This is a genomic window from Streptomyces echinatus, assembly GCF_014203595.1.
In the GTDB taxonomy this organism is placed as follows: domain Bacteria; phylum Actinomycetota; class Actinomycetes; order Streptomycetales; family Streptomycetaceae; genus Streptomyces; species Streptomyces echinatus.
The window spans coordinates 132,941-151,881 of the sequence record NZ_JACHJK010000017.1 but is presented as its reverse complement, the minus strand read 5'-3'; the positions used below and the strand labels follow the sequence as shown (position 1 = coordinate 151,881).

The 18,941-nt window shown below is 73.3% G+C and carries 12 protein-coding genes; 8 read left to right on the top strand and 4 right to left on the bottom strand.

All coding sequences use genetic code 11. The annotated features are described in order from the left end of the window. Positions 1 to 84 precede the first annotated feature (84 nt). Positions 85 to 1,302, bottom strand: a complete 1,218-nt coding sequence (locus tag FHS34_RS35455; RefSeq protein ID WP_184973265.1) for an NAD(P)/FAD-dependent oxidoreductase — start codon at positions 1,300 to 1,302, stop codon at positions 85 to 87. 103 nt (positions 1,303 to 1,405) lie between these two features. Then, complete coding sequence (locus tag FHS34_RS35450; protein WP_184973263.1) at positions 1,406 to 1,729, bottom strand: bifunctional 3-phenylpropionate/cinnamic acid dioxygenase ferredoxin subunit; 324 nt, start codon at positions 1,727 to 1,729, stop codon at positions 1,406 to 1,408. 300 nt (positions 1,730 to 2,029) lie between these two features. Between FHS34_RS35450 and FHS34_RS35445 the strand changes: the two genes are divergently transcribed. The 8 genes from FHS34_RS35445 (at position 2,030) to FHS34_RS35410 (ending at position 13,188) form a co-directional block, all read left to right on the top strand. Next, on the top strand, positions 2,030 to 2,869 hold the full coding sequence (locus tag FHS34_RS35445) for an IclR family transcriptional regulator (protein ID WP_184973261.1): 840 nt from the start codon (positions 2,030 to 2,032) through the stop codon (positions 2,867 to 2,869). Between the two features lie 279 nt (positions 2,870 to 3,148). Continuing rightward, positions 3,149 to 4,234, top strand: a complete 1,086-nt coding sequence (locus FHS34_RS35440) for an S-(hydroxymethyl)mycothiol dehydrogenase (protein WP_184973259.1) — start codon at positions 3,149 to 3,151, stop codon at positions 4,232 to 4,234. 2 nt (positions 4,235 to 4,236) lie between these two features. Then, positions 4,237 to 4,857 (top strand): MBL fold metallo-hydrolase, encoded by a 621-nt coding sequence (locus FHS34_RS35435; protein ID WP_184973316.1) that lies wholly within the window; start codon positions 4,237 to 4,239, stop codon positions 4,855 to 4,857. A gap of 41 nt (positions 4,858 to 4,898) precedes the next feature. After that, positions 4,899 to 7,361 (top strand): GcvT family protein, encoded by a 2,463-nt coding sequence (locus tag FHS34_RS35430; RefSeq protein ID WP_184973257.1) that lies wholly within the window; start codon positions 4,899 to 4,901, stop codon positions 7,359 to 7,361. 10 nt (positions 7,362 to 7,371) lie between these two features. Then, a complete protein-coding gene (locus FHS34_RS35425; RefSeq protein WP_184973254.1) occupies positions 7,372 to 8,502 on the top strand; it encodes an aromatic ring-hydroxylating oxygenase subunit alpha in 1,131 nt (376 codons plus the stop codon). Beyond that, positions 8,495 to 9,961 carry an aldehyde dehydrogenase family protein gene (locus FHS34_RS35420; RefSeq protein WP_184973252.1) on the top strand — a complete coding sequence of 489 codons (1,467 nt, stop codon included), beginning with the start codon at positions 8,495 to 8,497 and terminating at the stop codon, positions 9,959 to 9,961. Before FHS34_RS35425 ends, FHS34_RS35420 begins: the two co-directional genes overlap by 8 nt. Before the next feature lie 19 nt (positions 9,962 to 9,980). After that, the gene (locus tag FHS34_RS35415; RefSeq protein ID WP_184973249.1) at positions 9,981 to 11,552 is read left to right on the top strand and encodes an APC family permease; all 1,572 of its coding nucleotides are present in this window, start codon (positions 9,981 to 9,983) and stop codon (positions 11,550 to 11,552) included. A gap of 82 nt (positions 11,553 to 11,634) precedes the next feature. Next, a complete protein-coding gene (locus FHS34_RS35410; RefSeq protein WP_184973247.1) occupies positions 11,635 to 13,188 on the top strand; it encodes a GMC family oxidoreductase in 1,554 nt (517 codons plus the stop codon). Between the two features lie 67 nt (positions 13,189 to 13,255). Here the strand turns inward: FHS34_RS35410 and FHS34_RS35405 are convergent, their stop codons facing one another. Together FHS34_RS35405 and FHS34_RS35400 are read right to left on the bottom strand one after the other, a co-directional pair. Next, on the bottom strand, positions 13,256 to 17,908 hold the full coding sequence (locus FHS34_RS35405) for a hypothetical protein (protein WP_184973245.1): 4,653 nt from the start codon (positions 17,906 to 17,908) through the stop codon (positions 13,256 to 13,258). Positions 17,909 to 17,945: 37 nt separating this feature from the next. Beyond that, positions 17,946 to 18,824, bottom strand: a complete 879-nt coding sequence (locus tag FHS34_RS35400; RefSeq protein WP_184973243.1) for a hypothetical protein — start codon at positions 18,822 to 18,824, stop codon at positions 17,946 to 17,948. Between the last annotated feature and the right edge of the window lie 117 nt (positions 18,825 to 18,941).

Genomic DNA, 18,941 nt, shown 5'->3' with positions numbered 1-18,941 from the left:
CGGTCGGGGCGGCACCCGGCGTCGGCGCGCGGGCCGAGCGCAGCCAGAGCGGCCCGGCCCCGGCGTTGGCGTCGGCACCGCCCGTCACAGCACGGCAGTCTCCGGCGTCCGCCGCCCCTGCCCGGGGTGTTCGTCCCGGCGCCGCTCCCTCTGCAGTTCGCGCCGGGCCCGCAGGAAGGCGCGGGGCCGGTCCACTCCGAGTACGGCGACGGTGCGGCCCTCCCGTTCGTAGCGGGCGAGGAAGCCGGACTCGCCGGGGAGACCGTCTTCGGTGATCCCACCCTCGGTGATGTGCACGGTGTCGCCCTCGCGGTGCCGGCCCGTGAACTGGATGCGGGAGTCGTACTGGTCGGACCAGAAGTACGGCACGGTCCGGGCGGTCACGAGGGTGCGGCCGGCGAGCAGGTTGGTCACGGCGGCGCGGGGCTGCTCGGTGGCGGAGGTCCAGTGCTCGGCCCGGACACCGCCCACACGGGCGACGTCGCCCACCGCGACGACCTGGGGAAGGGCGGTCACGCAGCCGTCGTCGCACAGCACTCCGTCGTGCGGGACGAGGGCCGATCCCGTCAGCCAGGCGGTGTTGGGGACGGCGCCGATGCCGACGATCACGATGTCGGCGGGCAGGGTGCGGCCGTCGGAGAGGTCGATTCCGGTGACGGTGGTGGCACCCCGGAGTGCGGCCACGCCGGTCCCGGTGACCAGTTTCACGCCGCTACGGCGGTGCAGCGCGGCGCACACCGCGGCCATGTCGGCGCCGAGTTGAGGCAGGAGCGGCAGCGGGGCGGCCTCGACCACCGTGACCGTGTGACCGAGCCGTGCGCAGGAGGAGGCGGTCTCGGCGCCGATGAAGCCGCCGCCGATGACGACGACCGCGCGGGAGCCCCGGGCGAGGTCGGCGCGCAGGGCACGGGCGTCGTCCAGGGTGCGCAGGGTGTGCACGCCGGCCAGGCCGTCGCCGGGCAGCCGGCGGGCGGCAGCGCCGGTGGCGATGACGACGCCGTCGGTGGGCACCGTCCGGCCGTCGTCGAGGAGGACGGTGCGGCCACGGGCGTCGAGCCCGCGGGCGCGGACGCCGAGCAGCCACTCGGCGTCGAGTCCTGCGGTCTCGTCGGCGTCGGTGAGGGCCAGGCTGCTCTCGTCGGCGCGGCCGACGAGGAAGTCCTTGGAGAGAGGAGGGCGGTCGTAGGGCTGGTGGGGTTCCTCGCCGACGATCACCAGCCGGCCGTCGAAGCCCTGGGCGCGCAGTTCGCGTGCGGCGTAGAGCCCGGAGAGCGAGGCGCCGACGATGGTCACGGTCCTCATAGGGCGCGGCTCCTGGCGTCGAGGGCGGTGGAGCGGGGTGGCCGGGGCGGTGCCGCACCGGCCGGACGGCCGGTCACGGACGGGGCGGGAGGTCCGGCGGTGTTCATGCGGCCGTGCCTTCCTCCGCGCCCAGGTGGACGTGCACGACGCCGTCCTCCACGGTGACGCGGTGGGTGCGCACGGGGCGCCGGGCCGGCAGACAGGCCGGTTCGCCGGTGCGCAGGTCGAAGGAGGCCGCGTGCAGCGGGCACTCGACCAGACAGCCTTCCAGCCAGCCCTCGGAAAGCGACGCGTCCTGGTGGGTGCAGGTGTCGTCGATGGCGTACAGCTCGCCGCCCTCGGTGTGGAAGACGGCGATCGGTGGCACGGTCGGGACGCGGACGGACTCGCCCTCGGGGAGGTCTTCGAGGCGGCAGACGGGAATCACGGGCCCCCCTCTCGGTCCCGGACGCCCGGTCCGGGACCTGCTCGATGCAGGCGTCAGGGTGCTGCCGGGCATCCGGACCCACATCGGTCCGGCCCGGTGAAGCGGCAAGGGAGTGACGGACCGTCATCGGTCCGGGTGGTCCGGCACCCTTCCGGGATCCGGACGCTTCGGTAACATGATGTTTCGCATAGCGCACGATCTGGCGCTATGCGCAACAGAATCCGGGCGGGACGACCGTCGCGTCAAGGGCTTCCCGCAGATGCGGCCCGAACCGGGCCGTCAGGTGGTGAGAGTTGAGCCATGACCCGCACGCAGAAGCAGTCTGACCGCAGCGAGGAGACCACGCGGAACCCAGAGGCCCCGGAGAGGCAGAACGGCCGCGGAGCGGCCAGTGCGGTGCAGTCGGTGGACCGCGCCGTGAGCGTGCTGGAGATCCTCGCCCGGCACGGCGAGGCGGGCGTCACCGAGATCGCCGAGGAACTGGACGTCCACAAGTCCACGGCGTTCCGGCTGCTCGGCGTCCTGGAGAACCGCGGACTGGTGGCGCAGGCCAAGGACCGCGGGAAGTACTACCTGGGGGCCGGCGTACTGCGCCTGGCGGGGGCGGCGGCAGTGCGCCTCGACATCTCCCAGGAGGGCGTCCCGGTCTGCCGGGAGGTCGCCGACGAGCTGGGCGAGACGGTCAACATCGCCGTGCTCGACGACGACGCGGCGGTCAACATCATGCAGGCCCGCGGCACCGCGTCCGTGACGGCGCAGAACTGGCTGGGCAGACGCACCCCGCTGCACGCCACCTCCAGCGGCAAGGTGCTCCTCGCGCACATGCCGCCGACCCTGCGCGAAGGCCTGCTGGCGCGGCCGTTGCCCCGGTTCACGGACCGTACGGTCACCGGCGCCTCGATGCTGCGCGCCGAGCTGGAGGCGGTGGTCCAGCAGGGGTACGGCGTCACGATCGAGGAGCTGGAGCTGGGGCTCGCGGCCGTCGCGGCGCCGGTGCGCTCGCACGACGGCAAGGTGATCGCGGCGGTCAGCGTCTCGGGGCCGGTGTACCGGCTCAACGCCGACCGGCTGCCGGAGGTGGCCAAGCGGACGGTCGCGGCGGGCGCCGAGCTGTCCCGGCGCATGGGCTACGGCTTCTGACCACGGGGCGGCCCGGGTCCCGGGCTCCGGCCGCGCCGGCCGCGCCGGACTCCCCCTCCGGTCGCTCCGCCCCGACGGGCCCCCGCGCGCACGGCCCGAACGACGGCGCGGGACCGGGTCGTTCCGGTCCCGCGCCGTCGTGTGTCCGAGAGGTTTCGCCGCCCGCCCTGCTTTTGCCAAGGGTTAACGCGCGCCCCTTGACGGCCCCGTGACGGCGTTCTCAATATGTTCCCCATCACGCAACCCATCGTGCAATGCGCAACAGCAGAGGAGCTTGTCGTGCCACACGAGGTCCGTGCCGTAGTCGCTGCGGAGAAGGGCGCACCCGTGGAGGTGCGGACGATCGTCGTCCCCGATCCGGGACCCGGTGAGGTGCTCGTCGACGTGCAGGCGTGCGGGGTGTGCCATACGGACCTCCACTACCGGGAGGGCGCGATCACCGACGACTTCCCTTTCCTGCTGGGTCACGAGGCGGCCGGCACGGTCGCGGCGGTCGGCCCGGGCGTCACAAGCCTGAAGCCGGGTGACTACGTCGTACTGGCCTGGCGCGCGCCGTGCGGCGGCTGCCGTTCCTGCCGTCGCGGCCGGCCCTGGTACTGCTTCGACTCCCGCAACGCCGCACAGCCCATGACGCTGCGGGACGGCACCCCGCTCACCACCGCCCTCGGAATCGGCGCTTTCGCCGAGAAGACGCTGGTCGCGGCGGGCCAGGCGGTGAAGATCGACCCGGCCGCGCGGCCCGAGGCGGCCGGTCTCATCGGCTGCGGGGTGATGGCCGGCTACGGCGCGGCGGTCAACACCGGCCGTGTCGGCCGCGGTGACTCGGTCGCCGTGATCGGCTGCGGAGGCGTCGGCAACGCGGCCATCGCGGGCGCCTGCCTGAACGGCGCCATGAAGGTGATCGCCGTCGACATCGACGACCGCAAGCTCGACCAGGCGGAGAAGTTCGGCGCCACGCACACCGTCAACTCCCGGGGCACGGACCCGGTCGAGGCGGTCCGGGAGCTGACCGACGGGCACGGCGTGGACATCGCGATCGACGCGGTGGGCCGCCCCGAGACGTTCCTGCAGGCCTTCTACATGCGCGACCACGCGGGCCTGCTGGTCCAGGTCGGCGTCCCCGCACCCGAGATGAAGATCGAGCTTCCGCTGATCGACGTGTTCTCGCGCGGCGGCGCCGTGAAGTCCTCCTGGTACGGCGACTGTCTGCCGAGCCGGGACTTCCCGTTCCTGATCGACCAGTACCTCTACGGCCTGCTCGACCTCAACGCCTTCGTGTCCGAGACGATCGCCCTGGACCAGGTGGAGGAGGCGTTCGGCAAGATGCACTGCGGTGAGGTGCTGCGCTCGGTGGTGGTCCTGTGAGCGTGCGCGGGCCCGTACGGGCCGAACGGGTCGTCACCTCGGGCACTTTCACCTTGGACGGTGAGACGTCGGAGGCCGACAACAACGTCTGGGTGGTGGGCGACGACGAGGAGGTGCTGGTGGTCGACGCCGCGCACGACGCCGAGGCGATCCACCGGGCCGTCGCCGGCCGCCGGGTCACCGCCGTCGTCTGCACCCACGCCCACGACGACCACATCGCCGCGGCGCCCGCGCTCTCCCTGCTGGCCGGCGCGCCCGTGCTGCTCCACCCCGCCGACCACGAACTGTGGCTCCGCACCCATCCGTCCCGCAAGCCGGACGGCGAACTGTCGGACGGCCTCGTGCTGCCCGTCGCCGGCATCGAACTGAGGGTCCTCCACACCCCCGGCCACACCTGGGGCAGCTGCTCCCTGTACGCCCCGTTCCTCGACGCCGTCTTCACCGGGGACACCCTCTTCCACGGCGGCCCCGGCGCGACCGGCCGCCCCTGCTCCGACCGCGCGACCGTCGAGGCGTCCGTCCGCACCCGGCTGCTGACCCTTCCGGGCGTCACCGTCGTCCACACCGGCCACGGCCCCGACACGACGATCGCCGCCGAGCGGCCGAACGTCCCCGCCGCCTGAGCGGCCTCCCCGCACCCGCCATCCCCGCCACAAGGAGGGGCATGTCCAGCACCCCCGAAAAACGGTCCCAGGGACCCCGTGTCGTCGTCATCGGAGCCGGCATCGTCGGCTGTTCCCTCGCCGACGAGCTGACCGCCCGCGGCTGGACGGACGTCACCGTCCTCGAACAGGGCCCCCTGCCCGCCCCGGGCGGCTCCACCTCGCACGCCCCCGGGCTGGTCTTCCAGACCAGCCCGTCCAAGACCCTCGCGGAGTTCGCCCGGTACACGGTCGAGAAGTTCCGCTCCCTCGAGGTCGACGGCGTCCGCTGCTTCGACCAGGTCGGCGGCCTGGAACTCGCGACCACCCCCGAGCGCCTGGCCGATCTGCACCGCAGGGCCGGCTACGCGGCCTCCTGGGGCATCCGCGGCGAGATCGTGAGCACGGCCCGGTGCAAGGAACTGTGGCCGCTGCTGGACGACTCGGTCGTCCTCGGCGGCTTCCACACCCCGGACGACGGCCTCGCCCGGGCCCTCCTCGCCGCCCGCGCCCAGGCGGACCGCGCCACCGCACGCGGCGCCCGGTTCCTGGACCGGCACACGGTCACCGGCATCGAGCGGCGGGACGGCCGGGTCACCGCCGTCGTCACCGACCGGGGCGCCTTCCCGGCCGACCACGTCGTGTCCGCGGCCGGATTCTGGGGTCCGGTCATCGGCCGCATGGCGGGTCTCGACGTACCGCTGCAGCCCCTCGCCCACCAGTACGCGAAGACGCGGCCGCTGCCCGAGCTGAGCGGTGCCACGGCCGAGGCGTCCCGTCCCATCCTCCGCTTCCAGGACCGTGACCTGTACTTCCGTGAGCACACCGACCGCATCGGGATCGGTTCGTACGCACACCGGCCGATACCGGTCGACCCGTTCTCCGTCCTGGCGTACGACGAGGCGCGTGCCCGGGACATGGAGATGCCGTCCTCCCACCCCTTCACGGCCGAGGACTGGGAGCCGAGCTGGGAGGACTGCCGCCGGCTGTTGCCCGCCCTGCGCGGGACGGAGATCGAGACCGGGTTCAACGGGGTCTTCTCCTTCACGCCGGACGGCATGCCGGTGCTCGGCGAGGCGCGGCCGCTGCGGGGCTTCTGGCTGGCCGAGGCGGTCTGGGTGACCCACTCGGCCGGGGTGGCGAAGGCGCTGGCGGAGTGGATGGTCGACGGTCGGCCGTCCGTCGACGTGCACGAATGCGACCTCACGCGCTTCGAGGAAGCGCAGCGCTCACCGGCGTACGTCCGCGAGCGCGGCGCGCAGCAGTTCGCCGAGGTGTACGACGTGCTCCACCCCCTCCAGCCGATGGAGCGGCCACGGCCCCTGCGCGTCAGCCCCTTCCACGCCCGCCAGCAGCAGCTCGGCGCCTTCTTCCTGGAGGGCAACGGCTGGGAGCGCCCGCACTGGTACGAGGCGAACGCCCCGCTCGTCGACGCCCTCGGCGACCTGCCCGAGCGCGACGCGTGGTCGGCCCGCTACTGGTCCCCCGTCGCCGCCGCCGAGGCGAGGGCCACCCGCGAGAAGGTCGCCCTGTACGACATGACCCCGCTGCGCCGTCTGGAGGTGACCGGTCCGGGCGCCCTCGCCTTCCTCGACCGCATGACCAGCAACAACCTCCGCAAGAAGCCGGGCGCGGTCACCTACAGCCTGCTCCTGGACGAGACCGGGGGCATCTGTTCCGACCTGACCGTCGCCCGGCTGGCCCCCGACCGTTTCCAGGTCGGCGCCAACTCCCCCGCCGACCTGGACCGGCTCCTGCGTCACGCCCCCGACGGCGTGCAGGTCCGCGACCTCACCTCCGGCACCTGCTGCATCGGGGTCTGGGGCCCCCTCGCCCGCGCCCTCGTCCAGCCCCTGACCGGCGACGACTTCTCCCACGAGGGGTTCGGCTACTTCCGGGCGAAGCAGACCTGCCTCGGACACGTGCCGGTGACGGCGATGCGTCTGAGCTACGTCGGCGAGCTGGGCTGGGAGCTGTACACCACCGCCGACCTGGGCCTGCGGCTCTGGGACACGCTGTGGGAGGCCGGGCAGGACCTCGGTGTGGTCGCCGCGGGCCGCTCGGCCTTCAACTCCCTGCGGCTGGAGAAGGGATACCGCGCCTGGGGCACCGACATGACCGACGAGCACTCCCCCTTCGAAGCGGGCCTCGGCTTCGCGGTCCGTATGGACAAGGAGGACTTCGTCGGCAAGGCGGCGCTCCAGCGGGCCGGCGAACCCTCCCGGAGGCTCACCCCGCTGCTGCTCGACGACCCCGCCGCCGTGGTCCTCGGCAAGGAGCCGGTCTACGCCGACGGCGCACCGGCCGGCTACGTCACCAGCGCCTCGTACGGCTACACGCTGGGCCGGTGCGTCGCCTACGCCTGGCTGCCGGCCGGTCTCGCCACCGGTACCGGTGTGCACGTCGAGTACTTCGGCGAGAAGGTCCCGGCCACCGTCGCCGACGAGCCGCTGTTCGACCCGGAGATGACCCGCATCCGCCGATAGGAGGCGTCCTGTGCCCCCGAGTCAGATCTCTCCCAGCCTCATCGCGACACTTCCGGGCCACTACTACACCGACCCGGACGTCTTCCGCCAGGAGCAGGAGAACCTCTTCGAGTCCCTGTGGTTCTGCGCGGTGCGCAGCGCCGACCTGGACAGGCCGGGCGCCTTCCGCACGGTCCAGGTGGGGCGCGAGAACATCGTCGTCACCCGGACCCGCACCGGCGAGCTGCGCGCCTTCCTCAACGTGTGCCGGCACCGCGGCGCGCGGCTGTGCACGGAGGAGTCCGGCGAGGTGCGGCGCAGCCTGCAGTGCCCGTACCACGCGTGGACGTACGACCTCGACGGCACGTTGATCGCCGCGCCCAACTTGATCAAGATGCCCGACGTTGATCGAGTCGCGTACGGGTTGATCAAGGTGGCCCTGCGCGAGTGGCTGGGCTATGCCTGGGTGTGCCTCGCCGACGAACCGCCCTCCTTCGAGGACACGGTGATGCACGCGGCCGTGGAGCGGCTCGGCGACGCCGCCGCGATCGAGCACTACGGCACCGAGCGGCTGGCCCTCGGCAAGCGCGTCACCTACGACGTGAAGGCCAACTGGAAGCTGATCGTCGAGAACTTCATGGAGTGCTACCACTGCGCGACGATCCACCCCGAGCTCACCGAGGTGCTCCCGGAGTTCGCCGACGGCTACGCGGCCCAGTACTACGTCGGCCACGGCGCCGAGTTCGGCGAGGGGATCAGGGGCTTCACCGTGGACGGCAGCGCGGGCTTCGGCAGGCTCCCCGAGGTGACCGCCGACCAGGACCGCCGCTACTACGCGATCACGATCAAGCCGACCGTGTTCGTCAACCTCGTTCCCGACCACGTCATCCTGCACCGCATGTTCCCGCTGGCCGAGGACCGCACGGTGGTGGAGTGCGACTGGCTGTACGCGCCGGAGGTGGTGGCCTCGGGCGCGGACGTGTCCAAGTCCGTGGAGCTGTTCCACCGCGTCAACGTCCAGGACTTCGAGGCCTGCGAGCGCACCCAGCCGGCGATGGCCTCGCGCGCGTACCGCGGGGGCGGGGTGCTGGTCCCGAACGAGCACCACATCGGCATCTTCCACGAGTGGCTGCTGGCCGGGCTGGGAGAGACCCATGCCTGATCTCTTCATCGACGGCGCGTGGCGGGGCGCCCTGGACGGGCGCACCCGGGAGATCCGGTGTCCCGCCGACGGTTCCCTGGTCGCGGTCGTGGACGAGGCCGGCGGAAAGGACACCGCGGAGGCCGTCGCGGCGGCCCGGCGCGCCTTCGACACCGGGGCCTGGCCGCACACGCCGGCCGCCGAGCGCGGCGATCTGCTCCTGCGGGTCGCCGGTCTGCTGGCCCGGGACAAGGACGCCCTGGCCCGAGCCGAGTCCCTGGACACGGGCAAGCGGCTGGTGGAGAGCGCGTACGACATTGACGATGTCGTCAACTGTTTCCGCTACTTCGGGCGGCTGGTCGCGAGCGAACCGGGACGTGTGATCGACACCGGGCGGGCGGACGTCGACAGCCGGGTGGTGCACGAACCGGTCGGCGTCTGCGCCCTGATCACCCCGTGGAACTACCCGCTGCTGCAGACGGCGTGGAAGGTCGCCCCCGCGCTCGCGGCCGGCAACACCTTCGTGCTCAAGCCCAGCGAGCTGACCCCGCACACGGCCGTCCACCTGGTGCGTCTGCTGGCCGAGGCGGGGCTGCCGCCCGGGGTGGCGAACCTGGTGCTGGGGGCCGGTCCGGAGGCGGGCGCCCCGCTCGCCGGACATCCGGACGTCGACCTGGTCTCGTTCACCGGCGGGCTGGAGACCGGCCGCCGGCTGATGGCGGTGGCGGCCGGCACGGTGAAGAAGGTCGCGCTCGAACTCGGCGGCAAGAACCCCAACGTCGTCTTCGCCGACGCCGGCTTCGAGGCGGCCGTCGACATGGCGCTGACGGCCGTGTTCCTGCACTCCGGGCAGGTCTGCTCGGCCGGGGCCCGGCTGCTGGTCGAGGACGCGCTGCACGACCGGTTCGTGGACGAGGTGGTGCGGCGGGCGCGGCGGATCCGGCCGGGCGGGCCGTTCGACGAGCGGGCGCGGACCGGACCCCTGATCTCGGCGGCGCACCGCGCGAAGGTCGAGGCGTACGTGGCACGGGGGCTCGCCGAGGGCGCGGTCCTGCGGTGCGGCGGCGAGCGGCCCTCCGGCCCCGGCTACGACGAGGGCTTCTACTATCTGCCGACCGTCCTGGACGAGTGCACCAGCGGCATGTCGGTGGTCCGTGAGGAGTCCTTCGGGCCGGTGCTGACGGTCGAGCGGTTCACCACCGAGGAGGAGGCCGTCCGGCTCGCCAACGACTCGGTCTACGGCCTCGCGGGCGCCGTGTGGACCGGCGACGAGGCCAGGGCCGCGCGGGTCGCGGGCCGGCTGCGGCTCGGCACGGTCTGGATCAACGACTACCACCCGTACGTGCCGCAGGCCGAGTGGGGTGGTTACAAGCAGTCCGGGTTCGGGCGTGAACTCGGACCGGCGGGGCTCGCCGAGTACCGCGAGACGAAACACATCTGGCGCAACACCGCGCCGGCACCCCAGGGCTGGTTCGACTGACAGCCAGAGGAGTCCGCTCATGACGACCACCGAGCAATCACCAGGCCCCCACCACCACGACGACACCGAACTCGCCGAGTTCGGCTACAGGCCCGAGCTCAAGCGCACTCTGGGCAACTTCCACACCTTCGCCGCCGGGATCAGCTACATCTCGATCCTGACCGGTACCTTCCAGCTGTTCTACTTCGGATACGGCAGCGGCGGTCCGGCCTACTGGTGGTCGTGGCCGATGGTGTTCGCCGGCCAGTTCATGGTGGCCCTGTGCTTCGCCGAACTGGCCGCCCGCTATCCGGTGGCCGGCTCGGTCTACAACTGGTCGAAGAAGATCGGCAGTCCGCATCTCGGCTGGCTCGCCGGGTGGATGATGCTGATCGCGTCCATCGTGTCCATCGCGGCGGTCGCCCTGGCCTATCAGCTGACGTTGCCGCAGATCTCGTCCGTGTTCCAGTTCGTGGGGGACGGCACGGGCACGTACGACGTGGCGACCAACGCGGTCGTCCTGGCAACCGTGTTGATTCTCTTCACGACGCTGGTCAATGCGTTCGGCGTCAAGCTGATGGCCACGATCAACACGGCGGGCGTGTTCATCGAGTTGATCGCGACCGTTGTGTTGATCATCCTGTTCGCCGTCCACATCACCCGTGGTCCTCAGGTCGTCATGCAGACGAACCACACGGGATCGGGTTACTCAACGGGCTACCTGGGCGCCTTCCTGGTGGCCTCGCTGGCGTCCGCGTACGTCATGTACGGCTTCGACACCGCCGCCTCGCTCGGTGAGGAGTCCCTGGACCCGTCCCGGAACGCCCCGCGCGCGATCATCCGCGCCATCGTCGCCTCGTTCGTCCTGGGCGGCCTGGTGCTCCTGCTGGCCCTGATGAGCGTCTCCAGCCTCAAGGGCGACAAGCTGTCCACGGACGGCCTGCAGTACATCGTGCTCGACGTGCTCGGACCGACGGCCGGCAAGGCGATGCTGTGGTGCGTGCTGATCGCGGTCACGGTCTGCGCGCTCGCCGTGCACACCGCCGCCATCCGGCTGGCGTTCGCGATGGCCCGGGACAACAACCTGCCCGCGTCCTCGCTGATGGCCCGGGTCAGTCCCCGGTTCCAGACCCCGGTGCTGCCGGCCGTGATCATCGGCGTGCTGGCGCTGGCGATCCTCGTGGTCAACATCCGTCAGCCACAGATCTTCACGGTCGTCACCAGTATCGGCATCATCATGATCTACCTCGCCTATCTGGGTGTGACCGCGCCGATGCTGGTGGCCCGGCTGCGCGGAAGGTGGCAGCCGGCCGGCGACGGCCGGTTCTCGCTGGGCCGCTGGGGGCTGCTCGTCAACATCGTCGCCGTGGTCTGGGGCGCGGCCATGACGGTCAACCTGATCTGGCCGCGCGCCTCGGTCTACAACGCGGCCGCGCCGTACCACTGGTACCTGCGCTGGGGTGCGGTCCTCTTCGTCGCGGTGATCGCGGGCGGGGGCTTCGCCTACTACTGGTTCGTCCAGCGGCACCGCACCGGCGTGCTCGCCGAGCACCGCCTGGAGGCCGCGCCCGCCGCCCCGGACGCTCCCCTCGCCGCCCCGGCGTCCGACTGACCCCGCCTGATTTCGCCCGATCACGCCCGATCGCACCTGATCACGCCTGATCACGCCTGATTCCGACTGGCCAGGAGGTCACATGAGCATCGATGAGTTCGACTACGTCGTGGTCGGCGGCGGCACCGCGGGCAACGTCGTGGCCGCCCGGCTCTCCGAGGACCCCTCGGTGACGGTGTGCGTGCTGGAGGCGGGCCCCAGCGACGTCGGCGACGACGACGTCCTCCGGCTGGAGCGCTGGATGGGGCTGCTGGAGTCCGGCTACGACTGGGACTACCCGGTCGAGCCGCAGGCCCACGGCAACAGCTTCATGCGGCACGCGCGCGCGAAGGTGCTGGGCGGCTGTTCCTCGCACAACTCCTGCATCGCCTTCTGGGCGCCCGCGGAGGACCTGGACGACTGGGCGGCCCGGGGATGCACGGGCTGGAGCGCGGCCGACCTGTTCCCGCTGTACCGGCGGCTGGAGAACAACGACGCGCCCGGCGACCACCACGGCCGCACCGGCCCGGTGCGGCTGCGCACGCTGAAGGGCGGGGACCCGTGCGGCGCCGCCCTGCTGGAGGCGTGTGCCCAGGCCGGCATACCGACGGTCCCGTTCAACACCGGGAAGACGGTGGTGCGCGGGGCGGGCTGGTTCCAGATCAACTCCGACGAGAACAACATCCGTCAGTCCTCCTCCGTGGCCTATCTGCACCCCGTGCTGGGCAAGCGCCCGAACCTCGACGTCCGGACCGGGGTACGGGCCAAGCGGCTGGTGCTGGAGGGGCGCCGGTGCGTGGGCGCCGAGTACCTGGACCCCGATCTGGTGCACACGCGCACGGTACGGGCGCGGCGCGAGGTGATCGTCTCGTGCGGCTCGATCGACTCACCGAAGCTGCTGATGCTGTCCGGTATCGGTCCGGCCGGGCATCTGCGCGAGACCGGTGTCGAGGTGGTGGCGGACTCCCCCGGCGTCGGCGAGAACCTCCAGGACCACCCCGAGGGCGTGATCATGTGGGAGGCCCGACAGCCCATGCCCGCCACCTCCAGCCAGTGGTGGGAGGCGGGCATCTTCTACGACACCGAGCCCGGCCTGGACCGGCCCGACCTGATGTTCCACTACGGATCCGTGCCGTTCGACATGAACACCGCGCGCTGGGGCTACCCGACCTCGGAGAACGCCTTCTGCCTCACGCCCAACGTGACGAAGGCGAGGTCGCGCGGCACGGTGCGGCTGCGCACCCGGGACTACCGGGACAAGCCCCGGGTGGACCCCCGCTACTTCACGGACGAGCACGACGTGCGGGTGATGACGTACGGGCTGAAGCTGGCCCGGCGCATCGCCGCACAGCCGGCGTTGAGCGGCTGGGCGGGCGCGGAACTCGCGCCGGGTCCGGACGTGCGGACGGACGACGAACTCCTCGACTACATCCGCAAGACGCACAACACCGTCTACCACCCCTCCTGCACGGTGAGGATGGGCGCCGACGACGACCCCGCGGCCCCGCTCGACGCGCGGCTGCGGGTCAAGGGGGTCGAGGGGCTGCGCGTCGCGGACGGCTCGGTGATGCCCGACCTGATCGCCGTCAACCCGTGCGTCACGACGATGATGATCGGGGAGAAGTGCGCGGACCTCCTGAAGGCCGACGCGTCATAGCCCGGCCGCCCGAGGACGTGGGGCGGCTGCGGGTCCGATGTGGTCGGTCGCGCAGTTCCCCGCGCCCCTAGGGGGCGTTCGGTGCCGGCTTCTTGAACATCCGTGTCGCCGTGATCTCGCTGTGGACCGCCTCTCCGGCCCGGGGCTGCTGGGGCAGACCGGGCCGGAGGTGCTCCTCCACGCTGATGTACTTAAGGCCCGCCCTGAGGTCGGCGTCGTTGCGCAGCCGGATGACCAGCGGGAACTCGGCCAGGGCGGTGGTGTCGAACAGGCCGGTGGTGTACAGCAGCTGGACGCCCAGCGCGTCGGACACGGCCCGCTGGAGCTCCAGCAGGTACGTGGCGTTGGCGCGGCCGATCGGGTTGTCCAGGAACAGCGTGCCGGCGTGCCGGTGCTTGTCCCGCCCCCGGTCGTTCGACCGCAGCGCGGCCATCGTGCAGTACAGGGCGATGGCGGCGGTGAGCAGCTGGCCGCCCGAGAACACGTCGCCCATCTGGCCGACGGGAACGCGTTCGGCGCGCAGCACGGCGTCGGGCTTGAGGATCTCGACGGCCACGCCCTTCGGCTGCAGTGCCGCGGCGACGCCGCGCAGCAGCAGGGACATGCCGTCGCGGCGCAGGTCGGAGTTCTTCTTCACGGCCGCGCGCGTGGCGTCGTCGACGACCTCGCCGAGCCGTTCGGTGAGCGTGGCCTGGTCGGGCTCCTCGAAACGGATGCGCAGGAACTCCTGCCCGGACCACTCGCCGAGCCCCTCCGGCAGCCGGGACAGCCGCTGGGCGGATCTCAGGGTCGCCAGGGACGACTCCACGAGGCCGCGCAGCCGGTCCACGATCGAGTCGCGGTTGCGCTCCAGCTGGGCCAGCTCGTCCGTCAGGACACGCAGCCGGGGGGCGAACGCGTCCGCCCACTTCTGGGCGTGCTCGGGCAGCGCGGCGGCGGGCAGTTCGCGGATCTGCTGCCGGGCGGGGGTGCGGACCTGCTCGTAGCGCGTGGAGTTGGCGTGCCGGACGAGGACGTCGCTCGCCTCGCGCACGGCCGCCTCGGCGGCGGACAGATCGGCGGCACAGCCACGCAGCGAGCGGCGCGCCTCGGCCGCGGAGTGCCGGGCCTCCTCCAGGCTGCCCGGGTACGCCTCGGGTTCTTCCTGCTCCTCCTCGGGGGTGTGCTCGCGCAGCAGGTCGCGGAGCATCGCGGCGATCTCGTCGAAGCCGCCGGCCGCGTCCTCGGCGGCGCGGTGGGCGTCCAGCAGCTCCGCGTGCGCCCCGCGGGCCTCCGCCAGCGCCTCGGTGCGGGCGGCGAGTTCGGCCGTGGCGGTGCGCAGCAGCGCCTGGGCGTGTTCGGCGTCGCGCGGGACGAGTTGCCCGGGCAGCTCGGTGTGCGCCCCGCCGTCCTCCGGCGCGTGCCGTTCCGCCTCGCCGCGCAGCCGGCCGAGCTGCTCGCTGGCGGTCGACATACGGGTCTCCAGGAGCTGCACCAGCTCCTCCGCGCGCGCGGCGGCGGCCTGCCGGGAGGGCCCGTCGGAGCCGTCGGGTGACTGGAGCAGCTGCTCGGCGCGGGTACGGACCTTGTTGCTGAGCCGGTCCAGTTCGGCGCGGGCGGCGCTCTCGTCGCTCTCCGCGCGGGCCTGCTCGGCGCGCAGGTCGGCGCCGACGCCGACCTTCTCGTACAGCTGGGACGCGGCCCGGTAGGCCTCGCGGAGGGCGGGCAGCGAGGCCTGCGGGGCGTCCACTTCGTCGACGGGTACGTCGTCGGGGGCACCGGCGATCTCGGAGCGCTCGGCACGCAGGGCGCGCGCGGTGCGGCGGGCGTCGTCGGCGGCGCGCTGGGTGGCACGGCGGTCCTCGTCGGCGGCGCGGGCGCGCTCCAGGCAGGTCTGGGCGCGGGCCTCGGACTCGGTGGCGTCGTCGGCCAGTTCGCGCAGTTTCGCCTGCCAGCCGGCGCGCTCGCGGAGCCGGAAGGCGAGGCCGGCGAGGGCGTCGGCGGCACGCCGGGCCTTCTGCGCGGTCTCCTGCCGTTCGTCGCGGACCTGCGTGGCCTCGGCCGCGGTCTCGTCGGCCTCCGCGCGCACGGTCCGTGCCTCGGCGAGTTCGGCCTCGGCCTCCTCGGCGAAGGCGCGGGCCTCCTCGGCGGCCCGGGCCAGCCCGACGAGGTGCCCGGCGGGGCAGCCGGTGCGCCAGGAGGCGACCCGCGCGGCCAGTTCGCGGTCCTTGCCGAGGCGGGCGGCGAGAAAGCGGATCTCCTCGTCGCGCTCGGTGGCCCGCGCGCGCAGGGCCTGCCGTTCCTCGTCGGCGGCGTGCTCGTCGTGCATGGCCGGGTTCGGCGGTACGAGGAACACGTCACCGGGGGTGGCTCCGGCGGCGGGGGGCGGGGCGAGCAGCGCGGCGGCGGTGCCGACGGCGACCGCCGAGCGGGGCAGCAGGGCGGCGTCGCCGAGCGCCTCGCGGGCACGCGCGTGCGTGTCCGGGTCGGTGATGATCACACCGTCGACCAGTTCGGGGCGGGCGGCGAGCACGCGCGCGTGGTCGGCCGGGTCGACGGCCTGCGCGAGGTAGCGCCAGCCGGGGAGGGCCGGGATGCCGTGCTCGCCGAGGAACTCGACGGTGGCCACCACGTCCGGGCCGGGCGGCAGCAGTCCGCCGTCACCGAGGGCGCCGAGGATCCGGGCGTCGTCGGCGGCGGCCGTACGCAGGTCGAAAAGGTGCCGTTCGGCGCTCGACACGGCGTCGTCGAGGAGTTCGCGCAACTCGTCGGCGAAGCGGTCGAGTTCCTCGGGTCCGAACGCGCCCTCACCGGCGGTCCGGGGGCGCTCCTCGGGGGCCGGGGTGCCGTCGTCCGCTCCCGAGCGGGGTCCGGGGACGCGCGCCGCGCCGGGTGTGCCGGGCAGGCTCAGCAGCTCCGCCAGCCGCTCCTCGGCGGCCAGCGACTCGGCGAGGCGCCGCTCGGCCTCGTGCGCCCGCTCGGCCGCGGTCGCCGCGTCGGCCGCGCGGGCCGCCGTCAGCTCGGCGCGGGACTCGGCGGAGGCGGCCTCGCGCGCGTGCTCGGTGGCCTTGCGGGCGGCCTCGCGGGCCGCGTCCCAGGCGGCCACGGCGGTCTTCTCGGCGTCGCTGGCGGCGAGCGCGGCCCGCGCCGGGTCGGCGTCCGGGGCGCTGTCGTCCAGCCAGCCCGCGCGGACCGCCTCGGCGGTCTCCTGCTCGACCTCGGCGAGCCGCTGGCGCAGGTGCCCGGCCTCGCTGCGGGCCCGCTGCGCCTCGGTGGCGGCGGAGGTGGAGTCCCGGTAGGCGGAGTCGCTGACCTCCTGGAGGGCGGCGGACCGCTCCTCCTCCTCGTTGGCGAGGGCCTCGGCGTTCGCGGCGGCGGCGTGCAGGGCGCGTACCAGGTCCACGGCGGCCTTGGCGCGGGCGGCGAGCGCGGGGGCCGCGTCCCGCTCGGCCTCCTGGATGGCGGCGGACACGCGCGCGACGCGGTCGGCGGCGGCGCGGTGCCGCAGCACGGCCTCGGCGGCCTGCCAGGCGGAGTGCAGGGTGCGGGCGTCGGCCAGCTCCCGCTTCTGCGCGGCGGCGGACTTCTCGGCGGCGGCGAGGGCCAGGGAGGCGTGCCGGAAGGCGAGTTCGGCGGCGATGAGGGCGCTGCGCTCGCGGGCGCCCTCGGAATGGGTGACGGCGTAGGCGGCGGCCGTGACCCGCTGGGCGAGGTCGGCGGCCCGGACGCGTTCGCGCACGGCCCGCGCGGACAGCCGCCGGGCCAGCGTGCGGGTGCGGCGCTCGGCACCCGTGTGGACGTCACGCGCACGCGCGCGTGTCCCGGCCGCCTCGACGATCCGTCCGAGCAGGTCGACGGAACCGGCGGTGAAGTCGCGCTCGGCGATCAGCTCGGCGCGCCGGCCGAGCTTGTTGCCGAAGCCGCCGACGAGGTCGGCGAGGCCGTCGGTGTCGCGGGTGTCGGTGACGGCGCGCAGCAGCAGGTCGGTGAAGTCGGAGTCCTTCTTGACCGCGAAGAGACCGGCCGCCTCACCCTCGTCGGCGTTCATCTCGCGCTGGTAGCGGAAGAGTTCGGGGTCGAGGCCGAGGTCGCCGAGGTGCTCGATCCACCGGTCGTGGATCTCCTCCCAGTGCACCTCCAGGTGGGGGTATGCCTTGCCGGCCTCGGTCAGGGCGTCGCGGAAGCCCTTCATGGTGCGGCGGCGGCCCTGGGCGCCGGACGTGCCCTCGGCGGCCGGCCGTACGGCGGTGGCCTCGGCGACGGGGAGGTTGTCCAGGCTGAGGCCGGGGCCGGGCCGGAAGGAGTACCAGGCCTCGGCGAACTTGCGCGGGTCGTTGGAGACCTGCCGTCCGCGCCACTCGCTGACCTTGCCGACGACCACGCACTCGCCGGTCTGCACGTGCTGCCACTCCAGGGCCACGTGGCCGCAGTCGTCGGCGAGCAGGAACTTGCGCAGCACACCGGAGCTGGCGCCGCCGAGGGTGTTGCGGTGGCCCGGCAGCATCACCGAGAAGATCAGCTTGAGCAGGACGGACTTGCCTCCGCCGTTCTCCAGGAACAGCACGCCCGCGGGGGCGGGCCGGCGCGGCGGGCCGGACGGCTCCTCCTCGAAGAACTCCGCCTGCGTGGGCGCCGGGTCGGGCACGGGCTCGCCGACACCCCGCAGGTCAAGCACGGTGTCGGCGTAGCGCGCACCGGCGGGACCGATGGAGTAGAGGCGGACCCGGGACAGCTCGTACATGGCGGACTCTCGTAAGTCTGGTGAAAGGTGCGGTGGTTCAGGAGTGGAACGGCAGACCGGCGTCGGCGACCAGGTCGAGGTCGTCGGTGTCCTCGGCGGGCAGCAGGGTGGCCGTACCGTCGGTGACCGGGACGACGCCCAGCTCCAGCAGTTCGGCCAGGGCGGCGCTGCCGGCCATGTCGCGGACCTGGAGCTGGTAGCGGGCGGTGGTGCGGTAGGTGCCGCCGCTTTCGTCGCCGGTGCGCTGCAGGAAGCCCGAGTCGGTGAGGAAGGCGAGGGCCTTCGCCACGATGCCGGTGGTGGAGGCGGCCGGCCGGCGGGCGTCCTTGGTGGCGCCGGTGGCGCTGCGTCTGGCCCAGATCCGCCAGGCGGCCTCCAGACCGGGTGCCTCCGTGGCCGGGTCGGTGTTCTCGCCCTGCTCCGCGGCGCGCTCCTCCAGCCGGCGGCAGGCCTGCCGGACGAAGGCGTCGACGCCGTTGACGGTGACGCGTCCGATGTAGGAGTCGTCGGCCAGGTCCTCGGGGCGCGGGAAGGCCAGCGCGGCGGCGGCGAGATGGGCGAGTCCGTGCAGGAAGCGGTCGCCGGAGTCGGCGGCGGTGCGACGCGCGTAGTCGCCCATGCGGACGGCGAAGACGGAGTCCTCGGCGGCGGTCACGGCCATCCCCGCGCGCGGGGACACCTCCAGCACGACGAGCCCGAGGCCGGCGGCGACGGCGTCGGCGAGCCGGGCGAACGCCGGGTCGTCGCGGTGGCGCCGCAGCAGCTCGGTGTACTCCTGGTCGCGCGCGGGCGCCAGTTTGGGCTGCAGTCCGAAGGCGACGAGCCGCGCCGCGTCAGCGGCGTCGGCCGGGGTGACGGCGGGGGACGCCGGCGGGGCGGACGGCTCCGCCTCGCTCCACTCGGCGGGCTCGCTCACGACTGCAACTCCTCGGTCTCGGGAACAGGGCTGGGGACAGGCGCCCCGTGGAGGGCGCGGGGCCGTATCGGTCCGCGGCTTCGCCGCGGGGCGCGACCGGCCGCGGCGGACCGCCGT